Below are 23412 nucleotides of genomic sequence, written 5' to 3'. Positions count from 1 at the left end.
AGGATGCTACGTTTATCCAAAAATATCGCTCACTTTTTTTTATTATCGTTACTGTTTCTTGGGGGGAATGCGATTGCTGCACAACCTCTTTGGCAGGTTCTTCCGGATACGATAAGTAAGAGTGAAAGTGACCCTAGAGAATACAAAGCAATAAAACTGCATAACGATATGACTGTTTTATTGGTTTCAGATCCAAAAGCAACAAAGTCATTGGCAGCGGTATCATTACCGGTGGGAAGCATAGAAAATCCAGATAGCCAACTAGGGTTAGCGCATTACTTAGAACACATGGTTTTAATGGGCTCGAAAAAATACCCTGAACCAAGCAGCTTTTCAGAATTTTTGCAAAAGCATGGTGGAAGCCATAATGCAAGTACGGCACCGCACCGTACTGCTTACTATTTTGAAGTTGAAAATGGCGCGCTACAAGCGGCAACCGATAGGCTTGCCGATGCGTTAGCTGAACCTCTTTTAGACCCTGTTAATGCAGATAGAGAGCGTAATGCGGTTAATGCCGAGCTAACAATGGCACGTTCCCGTGACGGCATGCGGATATGGCAAGTGCGATCAGAAACATTAAATCCTGCGCACCCTAACTCCCGTTTCTCTGGTGGTAACTTAGAGACGTTAAAAGATAAACCAAACAGTAAACTACAAGATGAGCTAGTCAGTTTCTATAAGCGTTATTATTCGGCTAATTTAATGAATGGTGTTTTGTATGGTGATCAGTCGATTGATTCATTAGCTAAAATTGCACAAGATACTTTTGGCCGAATTCCTAATTTTAATGCCAGTGTACCGGCTATTAACATCCCCGCAGTGACAGAAAAGGAACAAGGTGTTTTAATCCATTATGTTCCTGCGCAGCCTCAAAAAGCGATTCAAATTGAATTTAGTATTAAAAACAATATGGCTGATTTTCGTAGCAAAAGTGACGAATATATTGGCTATTTAATTGGAAATCGAAGCCCTGGCACATTAGCCGATTGGCTAATATCAAAAGGGTTAGCAGAAGGCATTAGCGCTTCAGCATTACCAAATGCAGATCGTAATTATGGTTCATTTTCTATTTATGTCACTTTGACCGATAAAGGACTAGAAGAGAAAGATCAAATAGTTGCTGCCATATTTTCTTATATTGAACTGTTAAAAAAAGAGGGTGTTAGCAAAAATTATTTCGATGAAATAGCCAAAGTTCTTAACCTATCATTTAGGTATGGCTCCATTGTTAGAGACATGAACTATATTGAATGGTTATCCGACCAAATGATTGATGTACCCGTCAATCATGTTCTCGATTCCGATTATATTGCAGATAAATATAATCCTGAAGCTATTAAGCAACGGTTATCAGAACTTACGGCAAAAAATGCACGTATTTGGTTTATTAGTCCGAAAGAGCCTAGTAATAAGAAAGCCTATTTCGTGGAAGCCCCTTATCAAGTCAATAAAATTACGGCAAAGCAATTTGCTAATTGGGCTCAATTAGAATCACAAATGAGTTTTAAATTACCGGTTTTAAACCCTTACATTCCTGATAATTTATCGTTAATAAAAACGAGTAAGATATATAAGCATCCAGAGTTTATTTATCAAGATGGAAACACTCGAGTTCTGTATATGCCGAGTCAATACTTTGCTGATGAGCCAAAGGCAAGTATCACATTAGATTTACGTACGAATGAAGGTGATAAAAATGCGAAATCTCAAGTAAGTGGCGCATTACTGCAATATATTTCCTCACTAAAAATGGATGAATTGCAATATCAAGCATCTGTTGCTGGCATGTCAGTATCGGTTTCTCAAGGTGTTGGTCTAAAGCTTAATGCAAGTGGGTATACACAACATCTGCCTGAGCTATTTTTATCAATGACTAAGCTGTACTTAAGTTTTGAACCAACACAAAGAGAACTCGAACAGGCTAAATCTTGGTATAAAGAGCAAATTGAAGTTGCGAACAATGCTAAAGCTTATGAGTTATCGATGCAGCCGCTTCAACGTATTAATAGCGTACCGTATTTTGAACAAGAACAACGTTTAGTCGCTCTAGACACTATCTCATTGAAAGATATCACTGACTATCGTTCAATGATTGTCGAAAGTGCGGCTTTGCAAGCCCTCGTTGTCGGTAATTTAACTGAACAACAAAGTATTAAGACGATAAAAGATGTGAGAGAGCTTCTCAAAAGCAAAGGAAGTAACTGGTGGCGTGGTGATATTGTCGTTATCGATAAAAACTATTTAGCTGATTTTCATAAACAAGGTAATAGTTCAGACAATGCTTTAGCTGAAATTTTTGTACCGAAAGGATATAGCCGAATTGATGGTGCAGTTTTATCTGGAATTTTAGCCAAAATTGTTCAGCCTTGGTTCTATGACCAATTAAGGACAAATGAGCAGCTTGGTTATGCTGTATTTGCTTTTAAGGTTGGAATTGGTGACCAGTGGGGGATGGGCTTCGTTTTGCAAAGTAATGCTAAAACACCTGATTACCTCAATACCCGCTATCAAGCGTTCTATCAATCCGCTCTAGATAAGCTGAAAAATCTACCTGCTCAAGAATTTGAACAGTATAAACAATCGATTATTACTGAAATGAATCAACCACCTCAGACATTCTATGAAGAAGTGGGGCGTTATTCTTCTGATTTCGCACGTAATATTTTTGGCTTTGATACCCGAGAGAAAGTTTTAGCGTCGCTAAATACAGCAACTCAAGCTCAGGTGATTGAATATTACCAAAAAGCGGTAATCGAACGCCAAGGATTAGCTTTGGCTTCTCAAGTAATTGGTCAAGACGTTGATGACAAAACGGGGTATGCCCGATTAAAAGATTGGGTTATTTACCCTATTGCTTCAGAGTTACAAAAAATCCTACCAATAAAGGAAGATGCTGAGTGAATAAAGTGCAGATGAGTTCCCAATTGCTAAATGCTTTTTCTTTGCCTTTACAAGGACAAAGATTAATAGAGGCGTCAGCAGGTACAGGTAAAACTTACACTATAGGGATCCTTTATCTGCGCCTCTTATTAGGTTTAGGGGGTGAAAATGCATTCCCTAGACCGCTCAGTGTTGAAGAAATTTTAGTTGTGACATTTACCGAAGCTGCAACTAATGAGTTACGCGGACGTATTCGTGAGCGTATTCATGAAATGCGCTTAGCTTGTTTAAGAAATGGTGTAGGTTTTGAATCTAAGCCTGAATATTTAGAGTTGCTTAAAGAGTTACCTGAACAAGAGCAAAGAACGTTTGCCTCGAATTGGTTGTTAGCGGCTGAGCGACAAATGGATGAAGCCGCTATTTACACAATTCATGGATTTTGCCAAAGGATGCTTGTTCATAATGCCTTTGAGTCAGGGATATTATTTGAGCAAACGATGATCCAAGATGAATTTCCGATTCAGAAACAAGCTTGTGCGGATTTCTGGCGCCGCCATTTTTATCCCCTTGATTATTCAATGACTAAGGTAGTTCAGTCTCTGTGGAATGGTCCTGAAGCGCTTTTGTCTGAAATTAGGCCTTTTTTACAGGGTGATATTCCAGTCATTATCAACCAACCAAAGCAGCAAGAAACTTTAGAAGAACGTCATCATCGGCTTATTTCTTTAATTGAGGCAGTAAAATCGTCTTGGTTATTAAGTGTCGCGGATTTTGAAAAAATAATTACTGATTCTGATGTTGATAAACGCAGTTATAGCGCTCGTTTTTTACCTAATTGGCTAGTTAAAATAACTGAATGGGCTGAAGAAAGAACAGAAGATTATCAGTTACCTAAAGATTTAATGCGTTTTTCTCAAACTGTATTACATGAAAAATCAAAAACAGGAAGAGGACCTGAGCATGCTGTTTTTAGGCAAATAGAAGAATTGCTTGCACAGTCTTTAACGATCAAAGATTTGGTTATTCCTTTAGCGATTACGCAAGTAAGGCAAACTATTGCTGATGAAAAGTATAGCCGTGGGGAAATGGGGTTTGATGATTTACTGACTCGTTTAGATAATGCATTAAAACAAGAAGGTGGAAAATTTCTTGCGGATGCAATATGCCAACGCTTTCCCGTTGCAATGATTGATGAGTTCCAAGATACAGATCCACAGCAATATCGTATTTTTCAGCGTATTTACCAAGGCGTTGATAATAGTGCTCTATTATTTATTGGTGACCCTAAGCAGGCTATTTATGCTTTTCGTGGCGCTGATATTTTCACATATATCGAAGCTAAAAAACAAGTTAGTGCTCACTATACATTAGAGACTAACTATCGCTCTTCTAAAAATATGGTTGAAGCCATTAATCGTCTATTTAGTCACTGCGATTCCCCTTTTATTTTTGAACAAATACCATTTCAGCCAGTTAATTTTGCACCAAATAATATCGAAAAAAAGTTATATCATGATGGCGTTGAAGTTAATGCACTGACGTTTTGGCAGTTAGATGCAGAGGCAGTCTCTGTTGCGGAGTATGAACAAGCGATTGCTCGTCAATGTGCCGCGAAAATTGCACATTATTTACAAGGTGGATTACAAGGGGATACCTATTTCCTTAATAAAAATGAAAATATTCCAGTAGCCGCCTCTGACATCACGGTTTTGGTTCGTAGCCGACGTGAGGCGGTATTGATTCGAGATGCATTAAATCAACTCAATATTCCATCGGTGTTTCAATCAAATAGGGAAAGTGTATTTTCAACCCAAGAAGCTAGAGATTTATTATGGCTTTTGCAGGCAGTGCTTACACCAGAAAAAGAGCGGATACTCCGCAGCGCTTTAGCGACGGGGATTTTAGGGCTAAATGCGAAAGATATTGATGAATTTAATTATAATGAAAAAGCTTGGGAAAAATTAGTTGATGAATTTGCTCGTTATGCTGCTATTTGGCATAAACAGGGTGTTTTACCTATGCTACGAATTTTGATGGCTGAGCGACATATTGCAGAAACATTACTCTCAGGATTAGAGGGTGAGCGGCGCTTAATGGATATTATGCATATGGGTGAGCTGTTGCAGGAAATGTCACTACAACTTGAAGGTGAGCACACACTAACACGTTGGCTAGCCCAGCAAATTGCCCATCCTGATCACCAATCAGATGCTCAACAAATGCGTCTTGAAAGTGATAGACACTTAGTGCAAATCAGTACTATTCATAAATCGAAAGGGCTTGAGTATAAAATTGTGTGGTTACCTTTTGCCAGTAACTTTTTACCACAATCAAAAGGGCTTTATCATGATAGAGATGATTATGGTTCAAGGTTAGATTTGAATGATGAAGATGAATATGTAGCCTTAGCCGATGAAGAACGGCTGGCCGAGGACTTACGCTTGCTCTATGTCGCATTAACAAGAGCGATTTATCATTGCAGTGTTGGTGTTGCCCCGCTGATTAAGGGTAATCGTAAAAAAAGTGGTGAGACTGACTTACATTTATCCGCACTTGGCTACTTACTTCAACAAGGGCAAGCAGGTGATAATGCATTACTAAATAAAATGTTAGCTGAAATTAGTAATGAAACCATCAATGTAAATATTATTGATACCCCTGAATTTGAGCGTTTATCGATAGCGCAAAATGATCATAATTTACTTACAGCGAGGGGCATTACTCGGCATTTTGATGATCGCTGGCGGGTAACGAGCTATTCCGGTCTTAGTTATAGCACAAGCTATATTGATGATGGGCAGGCAATATCTGCGATACAATTTGCTAATTCATTGGCTCCAAAAATGGATGTTGAAGTAAGTAATGACGTCGAGCAGCAAGAAACAGATGAAGTAGCCTTAACGCCTCATCAATTTCCTAAAGGCGCATCACCAGGCACTTTTTTGCATAGTTTGATGGAAGAAATTAATTTCTCTGAGGAACCTTCTTTAGAGTGGCTAATTGAGCAATTAGAATCGTCAGGTTTTGATAGTCGTTGGGCTTTGATGTTGCAAGATTGGCTCACATCGATAGTGAGTGCACCGTTATCGGATGACGGGCTGTGTCTATCGGTATTACAAGCAGAAGATATGCTTGATGAAATGCAATTTTATCTGCCAATTGAATCACTATTAGATGCAAAGGATGTTGACCGAATCACTCATCAATATGACCCTTTATCCATCCAGTGCCCTCCTTTAAACTTTGAAAAAGTGCAGGGGATCTTAAAAGGATTTATTGATTTAACTTTCATTTGGAAAGGAAAGTTTTATCTACTTGATTATAAATCTAATTATCTTGGTGAGGATGCATCCTGTTATACGCCGAAAGCGATGTCTGAGGCGATGATAGACCACCGTTACGATCTTCAATATCAATTATATTCATTAGCTTTACATCGTTATCTTAAGCAAAGAATACCTAACTACCATTATGAAACGCATTTTGGGGGCGTCTATTATCTTTTTCTGCGGGGTATCGATAGCGCTGAGTCTAAAAATGGTATCTTTTTTTATCGGCCAGCCCTAAATTTTATTGAGGAATTTGATCAACTGTTTCGTGATGCCCAATCTAAGGAGCAGCTATGATGAAAGCACTTTTTAATCAAGGGATTGAGTTTCGATTGTTTACGCCACTAGATGTTCAGTTTGCTTATAGCATTGCAGGTGAAGATAATCCTATTTTATTAATGGTTTCGGCATTATTAAGTGCCGAGACTATGTCGGGTAATGTTTGCCTCGCATTATCGGATATTACTGTCGATAAATTATTTTCAGGGAGACATCCTGAGCTGGCTGTAAGTTTTTGGCAGATAATGGGAAACCCTGACGAAGAAACAATTTATCAAGTTATTAATAGTGCTGAGCCTGTTTCCTTGGCCACTGGACATGAAATTTCACCGTTGATCCTCTCTGGTGACTATTTATATTTTCAACGCATGTGGCAATACGAACAAAGTGTTGCTAACTATTTTTCGCATTCGACGATCAGTTATCAAAATGATGAAGATACTCAGTTTATTTTAAATGAATTGTTCCCTAAAAGTGATGAAATTGATTGGCAGAAAATTGCGGCGGCAGTCACGGTAACAAGTAAAGTTTCGATTATTTCAGGCGGTCCGGGAACCGGTAAAACGACCACAGTCGCCCGGATATTGGCGGCATTAATTAAGCTAGAAAGTAAAACTAAGCATCATCTTCGGGTTGAATTAGCCGCTCCTACAGGGAAAGCCGCTGCAAGGTTAACCGAGTCATTGAGCATGGCGATGCAGCAGATCCCTTTGACTGAGAGTGAGCGTAAGCTGTTACCTAATCAAGCAAAAACACTTCATCGCTTGTTGGGCGCTCAACCTGAAAGCCAGCAATTTCGTTATCATCGGGATAATCCGCTCGTTTTGGATATTTTAATTGTAGATGAAGCCTCTATGGTTGATTTACCCATGATGGGCAAACTAATTGAGGCGCTACCCACCGATGCCCGCTTGATTTTTCTTGGTGATAAGGATCAGCTTGCTTCTGTTGAAGCTGGAGCAGTGCTTGGTGACATATGTCAATTTGCTAATTTAGGGTACAGCTCAGAACGGGCAGCACAGCTCGCTAAATTAACGGGGCAGAGTTTGGCTAATTTTACTGGGAATAATGGCCCAAGAATTCGAGATAGCCTATGTTTATTGAGGAAAAGTTACCGTTTCTCCGCTCAATCAGGGATTGGTCAATTAGCGACGGCAGTAAATGATGGAAATACAAAACTTTCATTGAGATTACTTAGCGAGCCTTTAACTGATATCCATAACCATATGATCAATAATGTTCTGGATACTCAGGATGATTATGGTCAAATACTACTCGATGCATCAAAGCACTACCAAGATTACTTGTTAGCGGTTAAATCAGCTAAAACTCCCGAAGAAATTTTAAGTAAATTCAATCAGTATCGCGTATTAACTGCATTGAGGGATGGGCCTTATGGTGTTGTTGGGCTCAATGATAAATTAGAGAGATTACTTCATCGGCAAGGGTTAATTCATCGTCCATTTAATAAATTGAACAAACATTATTCGGGACGCCCGATTATGATCAGCCGTAATGATAGCCCATTAGGACTATTTAATGGGGATATTGGTATTATATTAGCGGATGAAGAAAATGCTTTAAGAGCCTACTTTCAATTCCCTGATGGGACAATTCGTGGGATACAACCAAATCGTCTACCATTGCATGAAACTGCCTATGTGATGACAGTGCATAAATCTCAAGGTTCGGAGTTTGCTCATACCGCATTTGTTTTACCAACGGTATATTCTCCTGTGATTACTCGGGAGCTTGTCTATACCGCGATTACTAGAGCTAAAAAAGAGTTATCTCTTTATGGCTGCCCGAAAATTTTGCGCCGTGCAATTGAAATGCCGACAAAAAGACGTAGTGGCCTAACTTTGCAGCTATTGGACTGATATAATTAATACGCTAATTTATATTTTTTGATAATTATGATTTGAAGGTAAGTATATGGATAACCCGCAAGAAATGACAGTAGTGACAGTCACATTAAAGGCTCGCCTTGAACCGAAACGTCGCGCTGATTTAGAAGACGCCTTTGATGAAGTGATGAAAGGGATGGGGAAAGATATCCATGTGACGGGAGGAGGAACTTCATTATCTGATAATGGCGAAGCTGAAGAATGTGATATTGAATTTTCGATGACTGAAGCGAGTGATGAAAATATCAGCTTAATTATTCAGCTCTTTTCCTCTATGTTAGCGCCGAAGGGGTCCCGCTTATTTATTCATGGGGAAGATACCCAAATAGATTTTGGTAATGATGAAGGTTTAGCCATTTACTTCAATGGGACAGAACTGTCTGAGGAAGTTTATGAAAACGGCGATATTAGCGATGTCTTCGATATTTTAGATGAGGCCGTTGAAGATATTGGCAGTATTCATGGTGTATGGGATGGACCAACAGAAACTGCATTTTATTTTTATGGTTCCTCATTCGCGGAAATGGAAGCGGTACTAAAGCCACATTTAGAAACAATACCTCTTTGCCAAAAAGCCAGAGTTATACAGATAGCATAATAAATTTTTTGCAAAACTATTTGCATTTGCTCACCTGCTATCAAAAGTAACAGGTGAGCAATAAAGACACTGTATTTATTTATCTGCTTGATTCTTCAAATCTAACATCAAAATTCTAGAACGCCGTTGATAGTTATATAAAGCTTGTTTTTTCAATGGCAGCATTTCAATTTCCGCCGGTACAAAGCCTCTTTCTTGAAACCAATGAATACTGCGAGTTGTGAGAACAAATAGTCTTTCAAGCCCGAATTGCTTAGCTTGTACTGCAACACGATGTAGTAATTCTTCACCTCGTGCAGAGCTACGATAGTCAGGGTGTACTGCAACACAGGCCATTTCGCCCAGTTTTTCTTCGGGGTATGGGTACAGAGCTGCGCATGCAATCACTAAATTATCACGCTCAATAATGGTAAATTTATCAATTTCCATTTCAAGTTGCTCACGGGAACGCCTCACTAATATGCCTTGTTGCTCAAGTGGGCGGATTAACTCTAAAATGCCCCCAATGTCATTAATATTAGCTCTGCGTATTTGTTCTGAGCTCTCCATGACAATTTGAGTACCAATACCGTCACGAGAGAATAATTCTTGAATTAGCGAGCCATTCTCCTGATAGCTGAGTAGGTGGCTTCGGCGTATACCACGGCGGCAGGCTTTCGCTGCTCCACGTAAGAATCTAACGGTGCCAGAGTAGTAATCGCCTTCAGATTCAAGTTCCTGAATGAGGCTTTCTGCTTCATTCGGAAATAGCTCAGATAATATATTACCATCTTTGCCAGCAACACCTTGGGAAGAACAAAAGCCGATTAATTTTTCAGCTTTGATTTTAACGGCGAGTTGAGTTGCAATTTCTTCTGAAGTTAAATTAAAACTTTCCCCCGTAACGGATACTGCAACAGGGCCTATTAGAACGATTGAACCATGATTTAATTGATTATTAATAGCATCTTCATCTATGCGACGAATTCTTCCACTGTGGCAATAATCAACGCCATCATCAATGCCAAGAGGTTGAGCAATAACAAAGTTACCACTGACCACATTAATATGCGCCCCTTGTAAAGGGGTATTGCTGAGACTCATCGATAAACGAGCCGTGATATCTAACTGCAATGCTCCCGATGCTTGTTTAACATATTCAAGAGTATTCGCATCTGTGACTCGAGTATGTTTATGATAAATCGCTTCATAGTTATGTTCAGATAAAATATCCTCAATTTGAGGACGAGCGCCATAAACAACGACAATCCGGATTCCAAGGCTATGCAACAACCCTATATCGTTGACAATACTTGGAAAATTTTCATGCGCAATCGCTTCACCACCAAGCATAATAATAAAAGTTTTGCCGCGGTGGGCGTTTATATAAGGAACCGAATGGCGAAACTCATCAACCAATTCGGTGCTGCGCTCTTTCATAATTACCCTCTTGAGTGAATTTTTATTCGTAATTACTGTATTTTTATTCTTTTTGGAGGGAAATATCAAGTAAAAGATAGGACAAAGATAGTAACAATTTTATTTTTAAGGTTTACATATCTCTAAATTCAAGTGTGTATACTCAAAATAATTCAAGTTACATGCATCAGAGAGCCGTTATTTATGAGCTCTTCAAAGTATTCGTTTTGATGATCCTGTGAATTTTATATTCAGGTAATTTGAAGCTTGACTAGCATATTATTAATGACAGAGCGCAAATGATTAGTTAGAGTGCTTAGTTCTGGTCAATATATTGGCTATTTTCCTAAAATCGTCTTATTTTTCAGTCCTAGGTTCGGAATTATTGATGAGTCATCAAGATCACAGTCCATCAAAACGTCGCTTCATTCAAGGAGCTGCAGCGGTAATGCTGCTAAGTGTCAGCCCATTCGGTTTTGCTGCGAGTAGCAGTATTGTCGCGGTGCGTATATGGCCAGCATCAAGCTATACGCGAGTGACACTTGAATCTAGCGTGCCGCTAAAATATCGTCAGTTCGTGTTGAGCAACCCCGAGCGTATTGTTATCGATCTTGAAGGGGTTCAGTTAAATAACGTTCTGAAACAAATGGGTAATCAAGTTCAGTCTCGTGATCCTTACCTTAAATTGGTTAGGGCAGGGCAATTTGATCCAAAAACAGTTCGTCTTGTTTTTGAAGTGAAAAGTAAAATTAGCCCTCAAATTTTTGCGATGAAGCCTGTTGCAGAGTTTAAGCATCGCTTAGTGATGGATCTCTATCCTGGAAAAGGGGTAGATACCAGTGATGACCCGTTATTAGCCCTTCTGGAAGACTATAATAAAGGCGACCTAGAAGAAAATATGCCGGCTCAGGCGAAGAAACCAGGAAAGGCGGGTAAAGATAGGCCAATCATTATTATGATAGACCCTGGTCATGGCGGTGAAGATCCTGGTGCGATTGGTAAGTATAAAACACGCGAAAAAGATGTCGTGCTGCAAATCGCTCGACGCCTTAAAGCCCTGATAGATAAAGACCCTAAAATGCGTGCTTATATGACACGTAATGAGGACGTATTTATTCCGTTAAAAGTCAGGGTGGCTAAGGCAAGAAAAATGCAGGCAGATTTGTTCGTATCAATCCACGCGGATGCTTTTACAAATCGCTCTGCGCGTGGTTCGTCGGTATTTGCTTTATCAACAAAAGGTGCAACCAGTAGCGCTGCCCGTTTTCTTGCTCAAACTCAGAACGAAGCTGACTTAATTGGTGGCGTGAGTAAAAGTGGAGATGTTTACCTCGATCATACTATGCTTGATTTGGTGCAGACAGCGACAATCAATGACAGTTTGAAATTTGGTGATGAAGTTCTTAAATTAATGGGTAAAGTTAATAAATTACATAAGAATAGAGTCGACCAAGCAGGTTTTGCTGTACTGAAAGCGCCTGAAATCCCATCAATATTGGTTGAAACTGCATTTATCAGTAACTTAGAAGAAGAACGTAAATTAAAAACGGCCAAATTTCAGCAACAAATGGCTGAATCAATTTTTCAAGGTATTAAAGCCTACTTTAAAAATGGCGGAGAGTTGGCGGTTAGAAACTAATTTAGCCACAATTCTTATAAAACAAAGAGGTGACAAGCTGAAAAGTGAGTCGCCTTTTTAATTTTTGGTTTAAAATTGATTAGATTAGATTAGATTAGATAGATGAGAAATACTTTCAAAGATGAAATAGGATAACTAAAGAGAGAAAAATGAAAGGAAATTGGTTGCGGGGGCCGGATTTGAACCGACGACCTTCGGGTTATGAGCCCGACGAGCTACCAGACTGCTCCACCCCGCGACTGAAGAGGTAAAATATTTCAGGAAATAAGTTGGTTGCGGGAGCCGGATTTGAACCGACGACCTTCGGGTTATGAGCCCGACGAGCTACCAGACTGCTCCATCCCGCGCCTGAAATATTTTTACTACTTTGAAACTTAAAACTTTTACCTATTCTGTTTGTCATAAACAGAAGCTGGTTGCGGGGGCCGGATTTGAACCGACGACCTTCGGGTTATGAGCCCGACGAGCTACCAGACTGCTCCACCCCGCGTCCGATAGCGGGCACTATACTCGGGATGAGATCTGATGCAAGTTTTTTCGTGTTTTTTTTTCATTTATTACACTCGGTCGAGCAAAATATGCTCGTAGCGATGTTTTTTTAACCTTATCGTATAGGGGGGCCATAAATAGAGGGACTAAATATGTTTAGCCGTTTCATTATTAATTTGGGTTTGCTATTGTGCGTTTCATATTGGACTTGTGCAGGTATGAAATCATGAAATTGTGGCAAAAGTGGCTAGTAACAGGGATATTTTTTTCTTTTTTAGTGGGGTGTCAGTCTCATCCTACGGATAAAGGCCAACAATATAAAGATGGTCGCTTGGAAAGTGAATTACAGAAAGTTAACCAAGTAAATGTTCAAGGCCGCCCAATTAATCCGTCTGATTTTAATCAACAAGTGACAGAAATAAAAAATGCATCTCCGCGTCTTTTTAAAAGCAACAATGATACTTACCATGCAATTGAAAACTGGTTAATGGCGGGTGGTGATCCTGCACAGTTAGCAAATTACAACTTAGCGGCTTTCCAAATGGAAGGGAAAGATAATTATGGTAACGTGCAATTTACCGGGTATTACACGCCTGTTATAAATGCAAGACGCACACCGCAAGGGGAATTCCGCCATCCTTTATATGCTATGCCATCGAAAGGGAAAAAACGTTTGCCAAGCCGAGCCGCTATTTATAGTGGCGCGCTAAGTAATAACTTAATTTTGGCCTACAGTGACTCTGCGGTTGATAACTTTATGATGGAAGTTCAAGGGAGTGGCTATGTTAACTTTGGTGATGGTAGTCCACTGAATTTCTTTGGCTACGCAGGGAAAAATGGCCATGCTTATAAAAGCATCGGTAAGGTTTTAGTCGACCGTGGTGAAGTTCCACTGGAAAAAATGTCATTACAGGCAATTCATGATTGGACAAATAGTCATAGTGAGGATGAAGTTCGCCAGCTATTAGAAGAAAATACGTCGTTTGTCTTTTTTAAACCGCAATCTTTTGTACCAGTGCGAGGCGCTAGTGCTGTTCCTTTAATTGCAAAAGCGTCCGTTGCCTCAGATAAAACCCTGATCCCACCAGGAACTGCATTATTGGCAGAAATTCCGGTACTTGATAATAATGGTAAATTTACGGGGCAGTATGAAATGCGTATGATGGTTGCTCTAGATGTCGGTGGTGCAATTAAAGGCCATCATTTTGATATCTACCACGGAACAGGCCATGAAGCAGGTAAAATGGCAGGTTTTTATAACCATTATGGGCGTGTTTGGGTACTCAAAAAGAACCAACAACTTTTAGGTACTAGCTTGTAGCCGCTTTAATTAAGGTCACTTGTTATTATGCAAACTAAGCTTTCTGATGCTTGGATGCAGCGTTTTGCTGGAATTGGGCGCTTATATGGGCAACAAGCCCTTCATCTTTTCGCGCGTTCCCATGTTTGTGTTATCGGGATTGGTGGCGTAGGTGTTTGGGCGGCGGAAGCATTAGCTCGCTCAGGTATTGGTTCAATTACATTGATTGATATGGATGATATTTGTGTAACGAATACAAATCGTCAGCTACATGCATTGAAATCTACGGTTGGGTTACCCAAAGTAGACGTAATGAAGGAGAGGATCTTAGCGATCAATCCTGAATGCGTGGTGAATGTCATCGATGATTTCATTACTGCTGATAATGTATCTGAATACCTCAGTACAGGGTTTGATTACGTTATTGATGCAATTGATAGTGTTAGGGCTAAGGCCGCTCTGCTGGCTTACTGTCGACGTTTTAAAGTTCCAGTGATAACGACAGGTGGCGCTGGCGGGCAAATTGATCCGACCCAAATACAAGTTGCTGATTTAGCCAAGACAATTCAAGATCCTCTTGCAGCAAAATTACGAGAGCGTCTTAAATCTGACTTTAATGTCGTGAAAAACAGTAAAGGGAAGTTAGGGATTGATTGCGTATTTTCAACAGAACAGCTGGTCTACCCTCAAAGTGATGGGACTGTTTGCGCTGCAAAAAGTACTGCGGAAGGTTCAAAAAGAATGGACTGCGCTTCAGGTTTTGGTGCGGTGACTATGGTGACTGCAACTTTTGGTTTTATTGCGGTGTCACACGCTTTGAAAAAAATGGTCGCGAAAGCACGACGAGAAGACGAGAAATAAAAGCAGAATAGAAGTATCAGGCCATTATATTGATGGAACTATAATAGCCTGTTTATTCTCTTTAGGCTGGCGTCATTTCATTTGCAATGTTTTGAATTGCAGTAATGAGTGATTGAAGACCAGTTTGGCGAGACTCACTTAATTGACCAGATAAACCGGTTTGGGTTAAGATCTCATTGAAGTCGATGTTGAGGATTTCCTGAGCTGTTTTCAGTTCAATCGCTGCTAATAAAATGGCAAATAAGCCTTTAACGACACGGCCTTCACTATCCCCATAAAAATGGAAAGTTTCATTATCATTTAGCAGTGCTCCAATCCACACTCGGTTTTCACAGCCTTTAACCTCTTGAGTTTGTTGTTTCTCTTCATCGGTTAGTGCAGGCAGCTGTTTAGCTAATTGAACCAGCAAGCGATATTTATCTTCCCATGCTTTATGCGTTGAGAATTGTTCAACTATTCCTTGAATGTTTATCTCTGTACCAAAAGGGTGCGGAGCAAGTTCATGTTTAGTCGAAGTCATTAGGCTTCCTTTTTCATCGTTTAATCATTAAGTATTGTAAGCGCAAAATTTATTGCATTAATAAATTTATCAATATCATGCCTATCATTATAGGGCATTGTTGATATCCGTAGGCAACCACTAATATTCAAAGCACTCATTAAGGGTTGAGTACAATGTTGCCCATAGCGTAATGCAATATTTTGCTCGGTCAAGAGTAGTCCGAGATCGCTATGATGAATACCTTTAAAATTAAAGGACAACATTGGTGAATTTGGGGAACTATAACAAATAAAACCATCTAATTGCGATAGCTGGTCATGGGCATATTGAATAAGTGAGCAGCTATGCTTTTCTGCTTGCGTTAAGTTTATCTCATCTAACCACTCTAACACAGCCGAAAATGCGATTACGCCTGCGATATTGGGAGTTCCAGCTTCAAAGCATTGTGGAATTGCAGCAGGCGTAAATTCTTCAAAATTCACTTCAGTAAGCATTTTCCCACCACCATGCCAAGGGGTCATTTGAGTGAGTAAATCGGATTTACCATAGCAAACACCGAGACCTGTTGGGCCATAAAGTTTATGTGCTGAAAAAGCATAGAAATCTACATTGCTTGTTGATACGTCAAGAGGATGGTGAACAACGCCCTGAGCGCCATCAACAACGACATATGCGCCATTTGCATGTGCTAGTTTAGTTATTTTAGCTAAATCAGGTTGATAGCCAGTCACATTCGACATCTGTGTGATGGCAACGACTTTGCTTTTGACATTAATTAGGGATTTAAGTGTATTTATGCTTAATGTGAAATTATCACTGATTGGCCATTTAACAATTTTAGCGCCAGTTTGCTTTGCAAGCATAAGCCAAGGTAATAAATTAGAGTGATGTTCTATCTCGCTAATAATAATTTCATCATCAGGTTGTAGTTGGTTCCGAAAAAAACTTTGCGTAATAAAATTGATGGACTCAGTGGTTCCTCGAGTCCAGATAATATTTTTCTCACTCTGTGCATTAATGAATTTAGCTACACGAATTCTACCCTGTTCATAGTCATGGGTTGTTTTTGACGATTCAACAGATTGTCCGCGATAAACAGAGCTTCCCGATAGTTGATAATATCGATTAGATGCATCAATCATCGGCATTGGTTTTAACGCGGTTGCTGCGCTATCAAGGAAAACGGTTGTTGAATCTATCGCTGGAAAGGTTTGACGAAATTGCGTCGCGTTGAAATCTATCATAGTGTATAGGCTTATATATCTATTTTGGGAAGTTATTTTCGCTAAGTATAACCTGTCATTTTTCAATATACCCATTGAAATATTTTGTTACGTTTGGTATTAATTGTTTCAGAAAAATAAATTATTCGCTAAATTGATGATGCTTTTTACATCACAATCTGTTTTTTTATGAAGAATGCATTGCTTTTGTCTTTATTAATCAATTAATTTCAAGAATTATCTTAAATATCTAACTGAATGTTTTTTCGGTAAACTAGTGCATATCCATAGTTTGTTGTATTTATTAAAGTAAATAACACAAAAAAAAGCACCGCGCTTAGGCGGTGCACTATAAAATCACTATGGACAGACAGGGTAAATGTACAGGAAGTGAAAATAAACAGTAGCAATAGCTACAAAGTCTGGCATACCCAGACAACTTGCAAACACAACATCACAACCACAAAGCCAAAAGTTCCAAAGTAACCAAACTCTGAAACTTTTCGTTCCGGCTTAGGAAGTGTGCATACTATAGGTATTTACTGGCGTATCCTCAAGGGACAATTTATAATGCTTCGGATGAGAAAAACTAATGCATATTAATATGCCAAATAGAAGTGAATATGTCTAAAAGATTACCGCCACTTAATGCACTGAGAGTCTTCGATGCCGCTGCCCGTCATTTAAGTTTTACTAAAGCGGCAGAAGAGTTATTTGTAACACAAGCTGCTGTTAGCCACCAAATGAAATCCTTGGAGGATTTTCTTGGGTTAAAGCTATTTCGTAGACGCAATCGTTCCTTACTGCTAACGGAAGAGGGACAAAGTTACTATCTTGATATTAAAGAAATTTTTTCTTCGCTGAATGAAGCAACAAGAAAGCTTCAGGCACGTAGTGCGAAAGGGGCATTAACGGTAAGTTTATCACCAAGTTTTGCGATTCAATGGTTAGTACCGCGCCTTTCTGGTTTTAATCAAGCTTTTCCTGGAATTGATGTCCGAATCCAAGCAGTGGACAGAGAAGAAGATAAATTGGCAGATGACGTAGATGTCGCTATTTTCTACGGCAGAGGGAATTGGTCAGGATTAAGGACAGATAGGCTTTATGCAGAGTATTTAATGCCAGTTTGTTCACCTTCATTATTAACAGGAGGCCTTCAGTTGAAGCATCCTGAAGATTTAGCTAAGCACACGTTGTTGCATGATTCATCTCGTCGAGATTGGCAAGCGTATGTTAAGCAATTAGAATTACAGAATGTGGTTAATGTACAGCAAGGCCCCATTTTTAGTCATAGCTCAATGGTTATTCAAGCGGCTGTACATGGACAAGGCGTCGCTTTAACAAATAATGTAATGGCAAGAAATGAAATCGATGCAGGGCGTTTAGTTTGTCCCTTTAGCGAGGTATTAGTGAGTAAAAATGCATTTTATCTTGTTTGCCAAGAGAGTCAGGCTGATTTAGGAAAAATAGCGGCATTTCGCCAATGGATCTTAGCTCAGGCTGCCAGCGAACAAGAAAAATTAGGTTTTATTACGGGTGACCAAGATGTGGCGCCTATTCAGTAATCAAATATTCAATAAAAAGGTGTTACTGTGAATAGTCGTTTGATGTTAATTTTCGCGGGAATTAGTGGCTTTTTTACTGTCGCTTTTGGCGCTATTGGTTCTCACGCTCTATCTTCAATCATGAGTGTCCATCAAATGGAGTGGATTGAGATAGGTATTCGCTATCAAATGTTACATACTGTGGCTTTGATGGTCTTAGGTGCTATTCTATTACGTAAAGTTGTACTGTGGTTTTACTGGTCAGGTGTTTTTTTCTCGGTTGGTATACTTCTTTTTAGCGGTAGTCTTTATTGTATGGCCCTATTGCAGGTAAAATACTTTTCTTATTTTACGCCAATAGGGGGAGTATGTTTCCTTATTGGCTGGCTGTTAGTTGTTATTGGCGCTATGCGTCTAAGGAAATCGGCGTCACGCAATGAGTAATAAAATTGCATTATATTGCCGCCCAGGCTTTGAAAAAGAGTGCGCAGCAGAGATTACAGATAAAGCTGGGCAGAAAGAAATCTTTGGTTTTGCTCGAGTAAAAGAAAATAGTGGTTATGTTATTTTCGAATGTTATCAAGAAGAAGATGCAGATAAACTCGTTCGTACTCTACCTTTTCGTGAGCTAATTTTTGCTCGCCAAATGATAGTGGTTGGGGATCTACTCAAAGATTTACCACCAGAAGACAGAATTACACCTATTGTTAATGTACTCAGCCAACAAGTTGCCCGAGCAGGCGATCTTCGTGTCGAAGTTGCTGATACTAATGAATGTAAAGAGCTAATGAAGTTTTGCCGTAAATTTACGGTTCCTCTACGTAATGCTTTACGTAAAGAAAAAATACTTCTCGCAACAGAAAATTTTAAACGACCTGTTATTCATGTCTTTTTTATTGCGCCGGGTTGCTGCTATACAGGTTACTCGTATACCAATAATAGTTCTAATTTCTATATGGGGATCCCTCGACTGAAGCTTCCTTCAGATGCGCCAAGCCGCTCAACGTTAAAACTAGAAGAAGCATTTCACGTTTTTATTCCTTATGGGGAATGGGAGGAGCGTCTAGCAAGTGGTATGAATGCCGTCGATTTGGGTGCATGTCCAGGTGGTTGGACGTATCAACTAGTAAAACGCAGTATGATGGTTCACGCTGTCGATAACGGCCCTATGGCTGAAAGCTTGATGGATACAGGACAAGTTAAGCATCACCGAGTTGATGGTTTTAAATTTCTGCCACCATCGCAAAATATTACTTGGTTAGTTTGCGATATGGTTGAAAAACCAGCTAAAGTTGCTGCGCTGATGACCGAATGGTTGCAGGAAGGGCGTTGTCGTGAAGCGATTTTTAACTTAAAACTGCCAATGAAAAAACGCTATGAAGAAGTGTCTCATATTTTAAGTAAGATGCAGACTCAGTTAAAAGAGCACGGTATAAATGTCCTAATTCAAGCTAAACAGCTTTATCATGACCGAGAAGAAGTGACAGTGCACGTTCAGCGTGTTTGGTCCGCAAATCCAATGGCTCGTGAGTTCTATTAGAACGATTAAGATAAAAAAAAGGTCACTTCGAATGTGACCTTTTTTGTTCCTGCTATTTGGGCTGATAACGTAATTGGTTTAAATTTCCTTGCAGGGCAATATCTGTCTTTAATGTCGCAATATCGCGGCAAATAAGTGCGATTTCCTGATTATTGACTAATTTCTTCTGCCATTTATCTTCGAGATTATTGAGGTTAGCGAATAAATGTTCAATGGTTTGGTATTGCTGTAACAGCATTGTCGCACTTTTCTGCCCAATACCTGCAACTCCAGGCACTTTACTGCTGCTAATGCCAGCTAAGCCCCAATAATCGGGTAATTGCTCTGGTTTTACACCAAACTCTTTTTCAATAAAGGGGACATCCAACCAGCGTTTTTGGAAATAATCACGAATTCGAATGTGTGGGGATAATAATTGGCAGTAGCCTTTATCTGTCGATACGATGGTCACAGTATGCCCAGATTCAGCGATGCGGACAGCTAAAGTAGCGGCTAAATCATCAGCTTCATCACCTTGGGATTGCCAGCAATGAAGACCTTTAGTTTCAAATTGGGCTATTAATGCCGGAAGATCTGTTTGTAAGTCCTCAGGCATGGGTTGCCGGCCAGCTTTATAGTCGGGCAATAGGTTATGTCGCCAACTCTGATGTCGCCCTTCCTCATCAAATACAGCGACAACATGCGTTGCATCCGTATGATTGATTAGTTGGGAAATAGCAGATAAGCAGGTATCTCCACATGGACTTCCTTGTACGGCGTGGATCCGCCGTATTAGGTTTAGCGCATCAATAATTAATAAATGGATCATAAATACCGTATATATCAATGTGGGGGGTATTGTTATTATAGGCCATCCTTGGCCTACTTAATTTATTTCACTATTTCATAACAAGGTTCATAAGCGGTACCACCGGGTAGCTTCATGCGGTGCTGGCTGACAAATCCTTGCAGTAAAATATCCATACGCCTCATGATGTCAGTATCACCATGAATTTTGAATGGGCCCTGTTTCTCAATGGCTTTCATACCTGACTCTTTCACATTACCCGCGACGATACCGGAGAAAGCGCGACGAAGATCTGACGCTAATTTTTCGGGTGATTGGCCTGGATACAAGTTCAATGAAGCCATGTTTTCATGTGTTGGTTCAAAAGGATGTTGTAGTTCATGGGCAATTTTAATTGACCAGTTAAAGCTATAAGCATCACCGGTACTGCGGCGATTATCTTTCACCAATGGCATGTTTCTCTTCATGACTCGCGCGACTTCTTGTGGATCATCAATGATGATTTGGTAGTGTTTACTTGCATCATCACCTAATGTGTGGCGAATAAAATCATCAAGTACTGAGAAATATTCTGCGCTTTCTTTAGGACCTGTTAGAACCAAAGGAAGTACTTGCTCACTATTTTCAGGGTCCATCAATATTCCCAATAGATACAGCAGTTCTTCTGCCGTGCCCACACCACCAGGAAAAATAATGATGCCATGGGCTAATCGAACAAAAGCCTCTAAGCGTTTTTCGATGTCAGGCATAATAAGCAGCTCATTAACCAATGGGTTAGGTGGTTCAGCGGCAATGATGGAGGGCTCTGTCAGGCCAATAAAACGGCTATTTTTATATTGTTGTTGAGCATGACCAACCGCAGCACCTTTCATCGGCGCTTCCATCGCTCCTGGGCCACAGCCAGTGCAAATATTAAGCTCTCTTAATCCGAGCTCATTACCGACTTTCCGGCCGTATAGATATTCAGTTTCATTAATTGAGTGCCCACCCCAACATACAATCATGTTTGGTTCTTCATCAATATGTAAAGCGCGTGCATTACGTAGAATAGAGAAAATCATATTTGTGAGATGAGCACCATTTTCGAGATCTAAATGTAATTGCTCTTTTGCGGTGTTGATTTGCGCATGAACGAAAAGAATATCGCGGAGAACAGCAAATAAGTTTGCTTGCAAAGTACGGATAATCTTACCATCAACAAAGGCTTCTTCAGGCGGGTTGATAAGCTCAAGCTTCACACCACGTTCACGACGCAATACATTGATATCAAAGTCGATACTTTTTTCCAGTAACTCTTTACTACTATCTGTTAAGCTACCTGAATGCAATACGGCTAATGAACAATTTCTAAATAACCGATATAAATGGCTGCTCGCAGTACGTTTCAACATATCAACTTCAAGCTGAGATAGTAGATCCATAGATCCTAATGGACTGACATGAGTAATCAAGTAACACTCCTTTACCCCGTAGGGCTCTTGACGAAGGATTGTGCTAAAAACTTCAGTCACAATCATTTCAACTGTATTTTTTCAACAACATTTGTATTTATTGTCGTGCTAACCGACCCATTTCAGGTCTAAATTGTTCATTACTTCGCCACGGGTTGATATCAAGGCCACCGCGACGTGTATAGCGTGCATAGACAGTTAATTTTTCAGGTTTACACAACTGAGCGATATCATTAAAAATACGTTCCACACACTGTTCATGAAACTCATTATGATGGCGAAATGAAACGAGATAGCGTAACAACGCTTCATGATCAATTTTAGCGCCACGATAGTGAATTTGGACTGAACCCCAGTCAGGCTGGTTAGTAATCAGACAATTTGACTTTAACAAATGGCTGATGAGGGTTTCTTCGACAATTTCACGGGTTGTACAGTCTGCCAAATAGTGGCGACTAAATTCATAATTATCGATATCAATTTCTTGTTCATCGATACAAATTCCATGAAATTGATGAATAGTTTGTTGTGAAAAATAATCTAACTTATGGAGTGTAACGCTAACATCCCCATTCGCACAGTGACTTAAATCACTTTGCAAAACGCTTCGCACATTTTCCCAAGTTTCAAACTGAGTTTGGTTAAAACTGTTGAGATATAACTTAAAACTTTTTGATTCAATCAGGTTTTGGCTATTGGCATCAACGCTGATGGAGCCTATTGCAACTTGAGGAACACCCCGATGATTAAGCCATGAGAGTTCATAAAGCGTCCAAATATCAGCCCCGTGAAAAGGAAGGGAGTCGGCGTGGATATCTAAAGGATCTCTATTTAAACTGCGCGGAACAGGTTGTAATAATGCAGGATCATATTGATCGTGATAGGCTGTTTTTTTTCCAAGCGTTAAATTATCAAGTGCTGGATTGTTATGGTAGTCTGACATATTGATCCCTATACTTCATAAACTCAAATAAGCGTATTTCATTCACAGTTAAACTTCTGTCATAATATCACTTATCTACCTTATTGACGCCTTTCAATTCAAATTGGTCTAAAAAATCATATAACTATGAACACAATAACTTCTGAATCACTGAGTAACTTCACTAAAAAATATGTGTCTCAATGGCTTGAACAAACGGACTTACCACCCGCATCTGTTGATTTATATGGTATCCCTTCGCCTTGTGTTGTACGTACGGGGGAGAATTGGGTTTATTGGGAACCACAACCTTTTCCGTTAGAAGATAAAAGCTTGCATAAGGTCGCTACAGCGCTTGATATAAATTTGCAGGAAGATATTCATGGTTTTTATACCACTCAACTCGCGGGTGATATGAAAGCATCATTTGAAGGGTTAGAGTTGAGCTTAGTGCAGGTGTGGAATGAAGATGATTTTATTCGACTACAAGAGAACTTGATTGGCCATTTAGTCACTCAAAAGCGTTTGAAACTCTCACCAACACTTTTTATTGCGACCTTAGATTCTGAAATCGAAATGATCTCAATGTGCAATTTAACGGGCGAAATCATCTTAGAAAAATTTGGTAGTAAAGACAGAAGAGTGCTTTCCCCTGATATCAATCATTTTATGAAGGCATTATTACCGATTATTAAACCGCAAGGGTAGGATATTTGCTGATAGAAAATGTAAGTATTTACCTACAATTTGGTTAAGCAATATC

General features: G+C 39.7%; 17 protein-coding genes and 3 tRNA genes. 11 read left to right on the top strand and 9 right to left on the bottom strand.

Features of this window, described 5'->3' with window-relative positions; translation table 11 throughout:
- The first annotated feature begins 3 nt into the window (after nucleotides 1-3).
- From ptrA to M998_RS06330, 4 genes are read left to right on the top strand one after another with little or no spacing between them, the layout of a single operon-like run.
- On the top strand, nucleotides 4-2901 hold the full coding sequence (ptrA, locus tag M998_RS06345) for a pitrilysin (RefSeq protein ID WP_068908093.1): 2898 nt from the start codon (nucleotides 4-6) through the stop codon (nucleotides 2899-2901).
- Nucleotides 2898-6506, top strand: coding sequence for an exodeoxyribonuclease V subunit beta (gene recB, locus M998_RS06340; RefSeq protein WP_082913002.1), 3609 nt, complete (start codon nucleotides 2898-2900; stop codon nucleotides 6504-6506). Before ptrA ends, recB begins: the two co-directional genes overlap by 4 nt.
- Nucleotides 6506-8368 carry an exodeoxyribonuclease V subunit alpha gene (gene recD / locus M998_RS06335; protein WP_197713332.1) on the top strand — a complete coding sequence of 621 codons (1863 nt, stop codon included), beginning with the start codon at nucleotides 6506-6508 and terminating at the stop codon, nucleotides 8366-8368. The genes recB and recD overlap by 1 nt, the downstream gene beginning before the upstream one ends.
- A 55-nt stretch (nucleotides 8369-8423) precedes the next feature.
- Nucleotides 8424-8993: a hypothetical protein gene (locus M998_RS06330; RefSeq protein WP_068908090.1), complete on the top strand. Its 570-nt coding sequence runs from the start codon at nucleotides 8424-8426 to the stop codon at nucleotides 8991-8993.
- 75 nt (nucleotides 8994-9068) lie between these two features.
- On the opposite strand, the gene argA is transcribed toward M998_RS06330, so the two are convergent.
- Complete coding sequence (gene argA, locus M998_RS06325; protein WP_068441186.1) at nucleotides 9069-10412, bottom strand: amino-acid N-acetyltransferase; 1344 nt, start codon at nucleotides 10410-10412, stop codon at nucleotides 9069-9071.
- Between the two features lie 367 nt (nucleotides 10413-10779).
- Here argA and amiC point away from each other — a divergent pair, with 367 nt between their 5' ends.
- Entirely contained in the window at nucleotides 10780-12030 is a 1251-nt protein-coding gene (gene amiC, locus M998_RS06320; RefSeq protein ID WP_068441189.1) for an N-acetylmuramoyl-L-alanine amidase AmiC, read from the top strand.
- 161 nt (nucleotides 12031-12191) lie between these two features.
- Here amiC and M998_RS06315 read toward each other — a convergent pair.
- The 3 genes from M998_RS06315 to M998_RS06305 form a co-directional block, all read right to left on the bottom strand.
- A tRNA-Met gene (locus M998_RS06315) sits at nucleotides 12192-12268 on the bottom strand.
- Nucleotides 12269-12300: 32 nt separating this feature from the next.
- Nucleotides 12301-12377, bottom strand: a tRNA-Met gene (locus M998_RS06310).
- 66 nt (nucleotides 12378-12443) lie between these two features.
- Nucleotides 12444-12520, bottom strand: a tRNA-Met gene (locus M998_RS06305).
- A gap of 225 nt (nucleotides 12521-12745) precedes the next feature.
- Here M998_RS06305 and mltA point away from each other — a divergent pair.
- Together mltA and tcdA are read left to right on the top strand one after the other, a co-directional pair.
- Entirely contained in the window at nucleotides 12746-13840 is a 1095-nt protein-coding gene (gene mltA, locus M998_RS06300; protein WP_068908088.1) for a murein transglycosylase A, read from the top strand.
- Nucleotides 13841-13867: 27 nt separating this feature from the next.
- A complete protein-coding gene (gene tcdA, locus M998_RS06295) occupies nucleotides 13868-14680 on the top strand; it encodes a tRNA cyclic N6-threonylcarbamoyladenosine(37) synthase TcdA (RefSeq protein WP_068908086.1) in 813 nt (270 codons plus the stop codon).
- Nucleotides 14681-14741: 61 nt separating this feature from the next.
- Here tcdA and csdE read toward each other — a convergent pair whose 3' ends face one another.
- A complete protein-coding gene (csdE, locus tag M998_RS06290) occupies nucleotides 14742-15200 on the bottom strand; it encodes a cysteine desulfurase sulfur acceptor subunit CsdE (RefSeq protein WP_068441199.1) in 459 nt (152 codons plus the stop codon).
- 20 nt (nucleotides 15201-15220) lie between these two features.
- Entirely contained in the window at nucleotides 15221-16426 is a 1206-nt protein-coding gene (csdA, locus tag M998_RS06285; protein WP_068441202.1) for a cysteine desulfurase CsdA, read from the bottom strand.
- A gap of 602 nt (nucleotides 16427-17028) precedes the next feature.
- Between csdA and M998_RS06280 the strand changes: the two genes are divergently transcribed.
- The 3 genes from M998_RS06280 to rlmM are packed head-to-tail and all read left to right on the top strand — an operon-like array spanning nucleotide 17029 to nucleotide 19489.
- A complete protein-coding gene (locus M998_RS06280) occupies nucleotides 17029-17970 on the top strand; it encodes a transcriptional regulator GcvA (RefSeq protein ID WP_068441206.1) in 942 nt (313 codons plus the stop codon).
- Nucleotides 17971-17997: 27 nt separating this feature from the next.
- On the top strand, nucleotides 17998-18393 hold the full coding sequence (locus tag M998_RS06275) for a DUF423 domain-containing protein (protein WP_068441209.1): 396 nt from the start codon (nucleotides 17998-18000) through the stop codon (nucleotides 18391-18393).
- The gene (rlmM, locus tag M998_RS06270; protein ID WP_068441213.1) at nucleotides 18386-19489 is read left to right on the top strand and encodes a 23S rRNA (cytidine(2498)-2'-O)-methyltransferase RlmM; all 1104 of its coding nucleotides are present in this window, start codon (nucleotides 18386-18388) and stop codon (nucleotides 19487-19489) included. The genes M998_RS06275 and rlmM overlap by 8 nt, the downstream gene beginning before the upstream one ends.
- Before the next feature lie 52 nt (nucleotides 19490-19541).
- Here rlmM and xni read toward each other — a convergent pair whose 3' ends face one another.
- The 3 genes from xni to queF all read right to left on the bottom strand — a co-directional run bounded on the left by xni (nucleotide 19542) and on the right by queF (nucleotide 22670).
- Nucleotides 19542-20297, bottom strand: coding sequence for a flap endonuclease Xni (gene xni / locus M998_RS06265; protein ID WP_068908085.1), 756 nt, complete (start codon nucleotides 20295-20297; stop codon nucleotides 19542-19544).
- 62 nt (nucleotides 20298-20359) lie between these two features.
- A complete protein-coding gene (ppnN, locus tag M998_RS06260) occupies nucleotides 20360-21727 on the bottom strand; it encodes a nucleotide 5'-monophosphate nucleosidase PpnN (protein ID WP_068441221.1) in 1368 nt (455 codons plus the stop codon).
- 97 nt (nucleotides 21728-21824) lie between these two features.
- A complete protein-coding gene (queF, locus tag M998_RS06255; protein ID WP_068908082.1) occupies nucleotides 21825-22670 on the bottom strand; it encodes an NADPH-dependent 7-cyano-7-deazaguanine reductase QueF in 846 nt (281 codons plus the stop codon).
- A gap of 126 nt (nucleotides 22671-22796) precedes the next feature.
- Between queF and syd the strand changes: the two genes are divergently transcribed.
- A complete protein-coding gene (syd, locus tag M998_RS06250; protein ID WP_068908081.1) occupies nucleotides 22797-23357 on the top strand; it encodes a SecY-interacting protein in 561 nt (186 codons plus the stop codon).
- The last annotated feature ends 55 nt before the right edge of the window (nucleotides 23358-23412 follow it).

Source organism: Providencia heimbachae ATCC 35613 (assembly GCF_001655055.1).
In the GTDB taxonomy this organism is placed as follows: Bacteria; Pseudomonadota; Gammaproteobacteria; order Enterobacterales; family Enterobacteriaceae; genus Providencia; species Providencia heimbachae.
The sequence above is the reverse complement of the archived record's forward strand: the minus strand, read 5'-3'. Positions and strand labels throughout refer to the sequence as shown.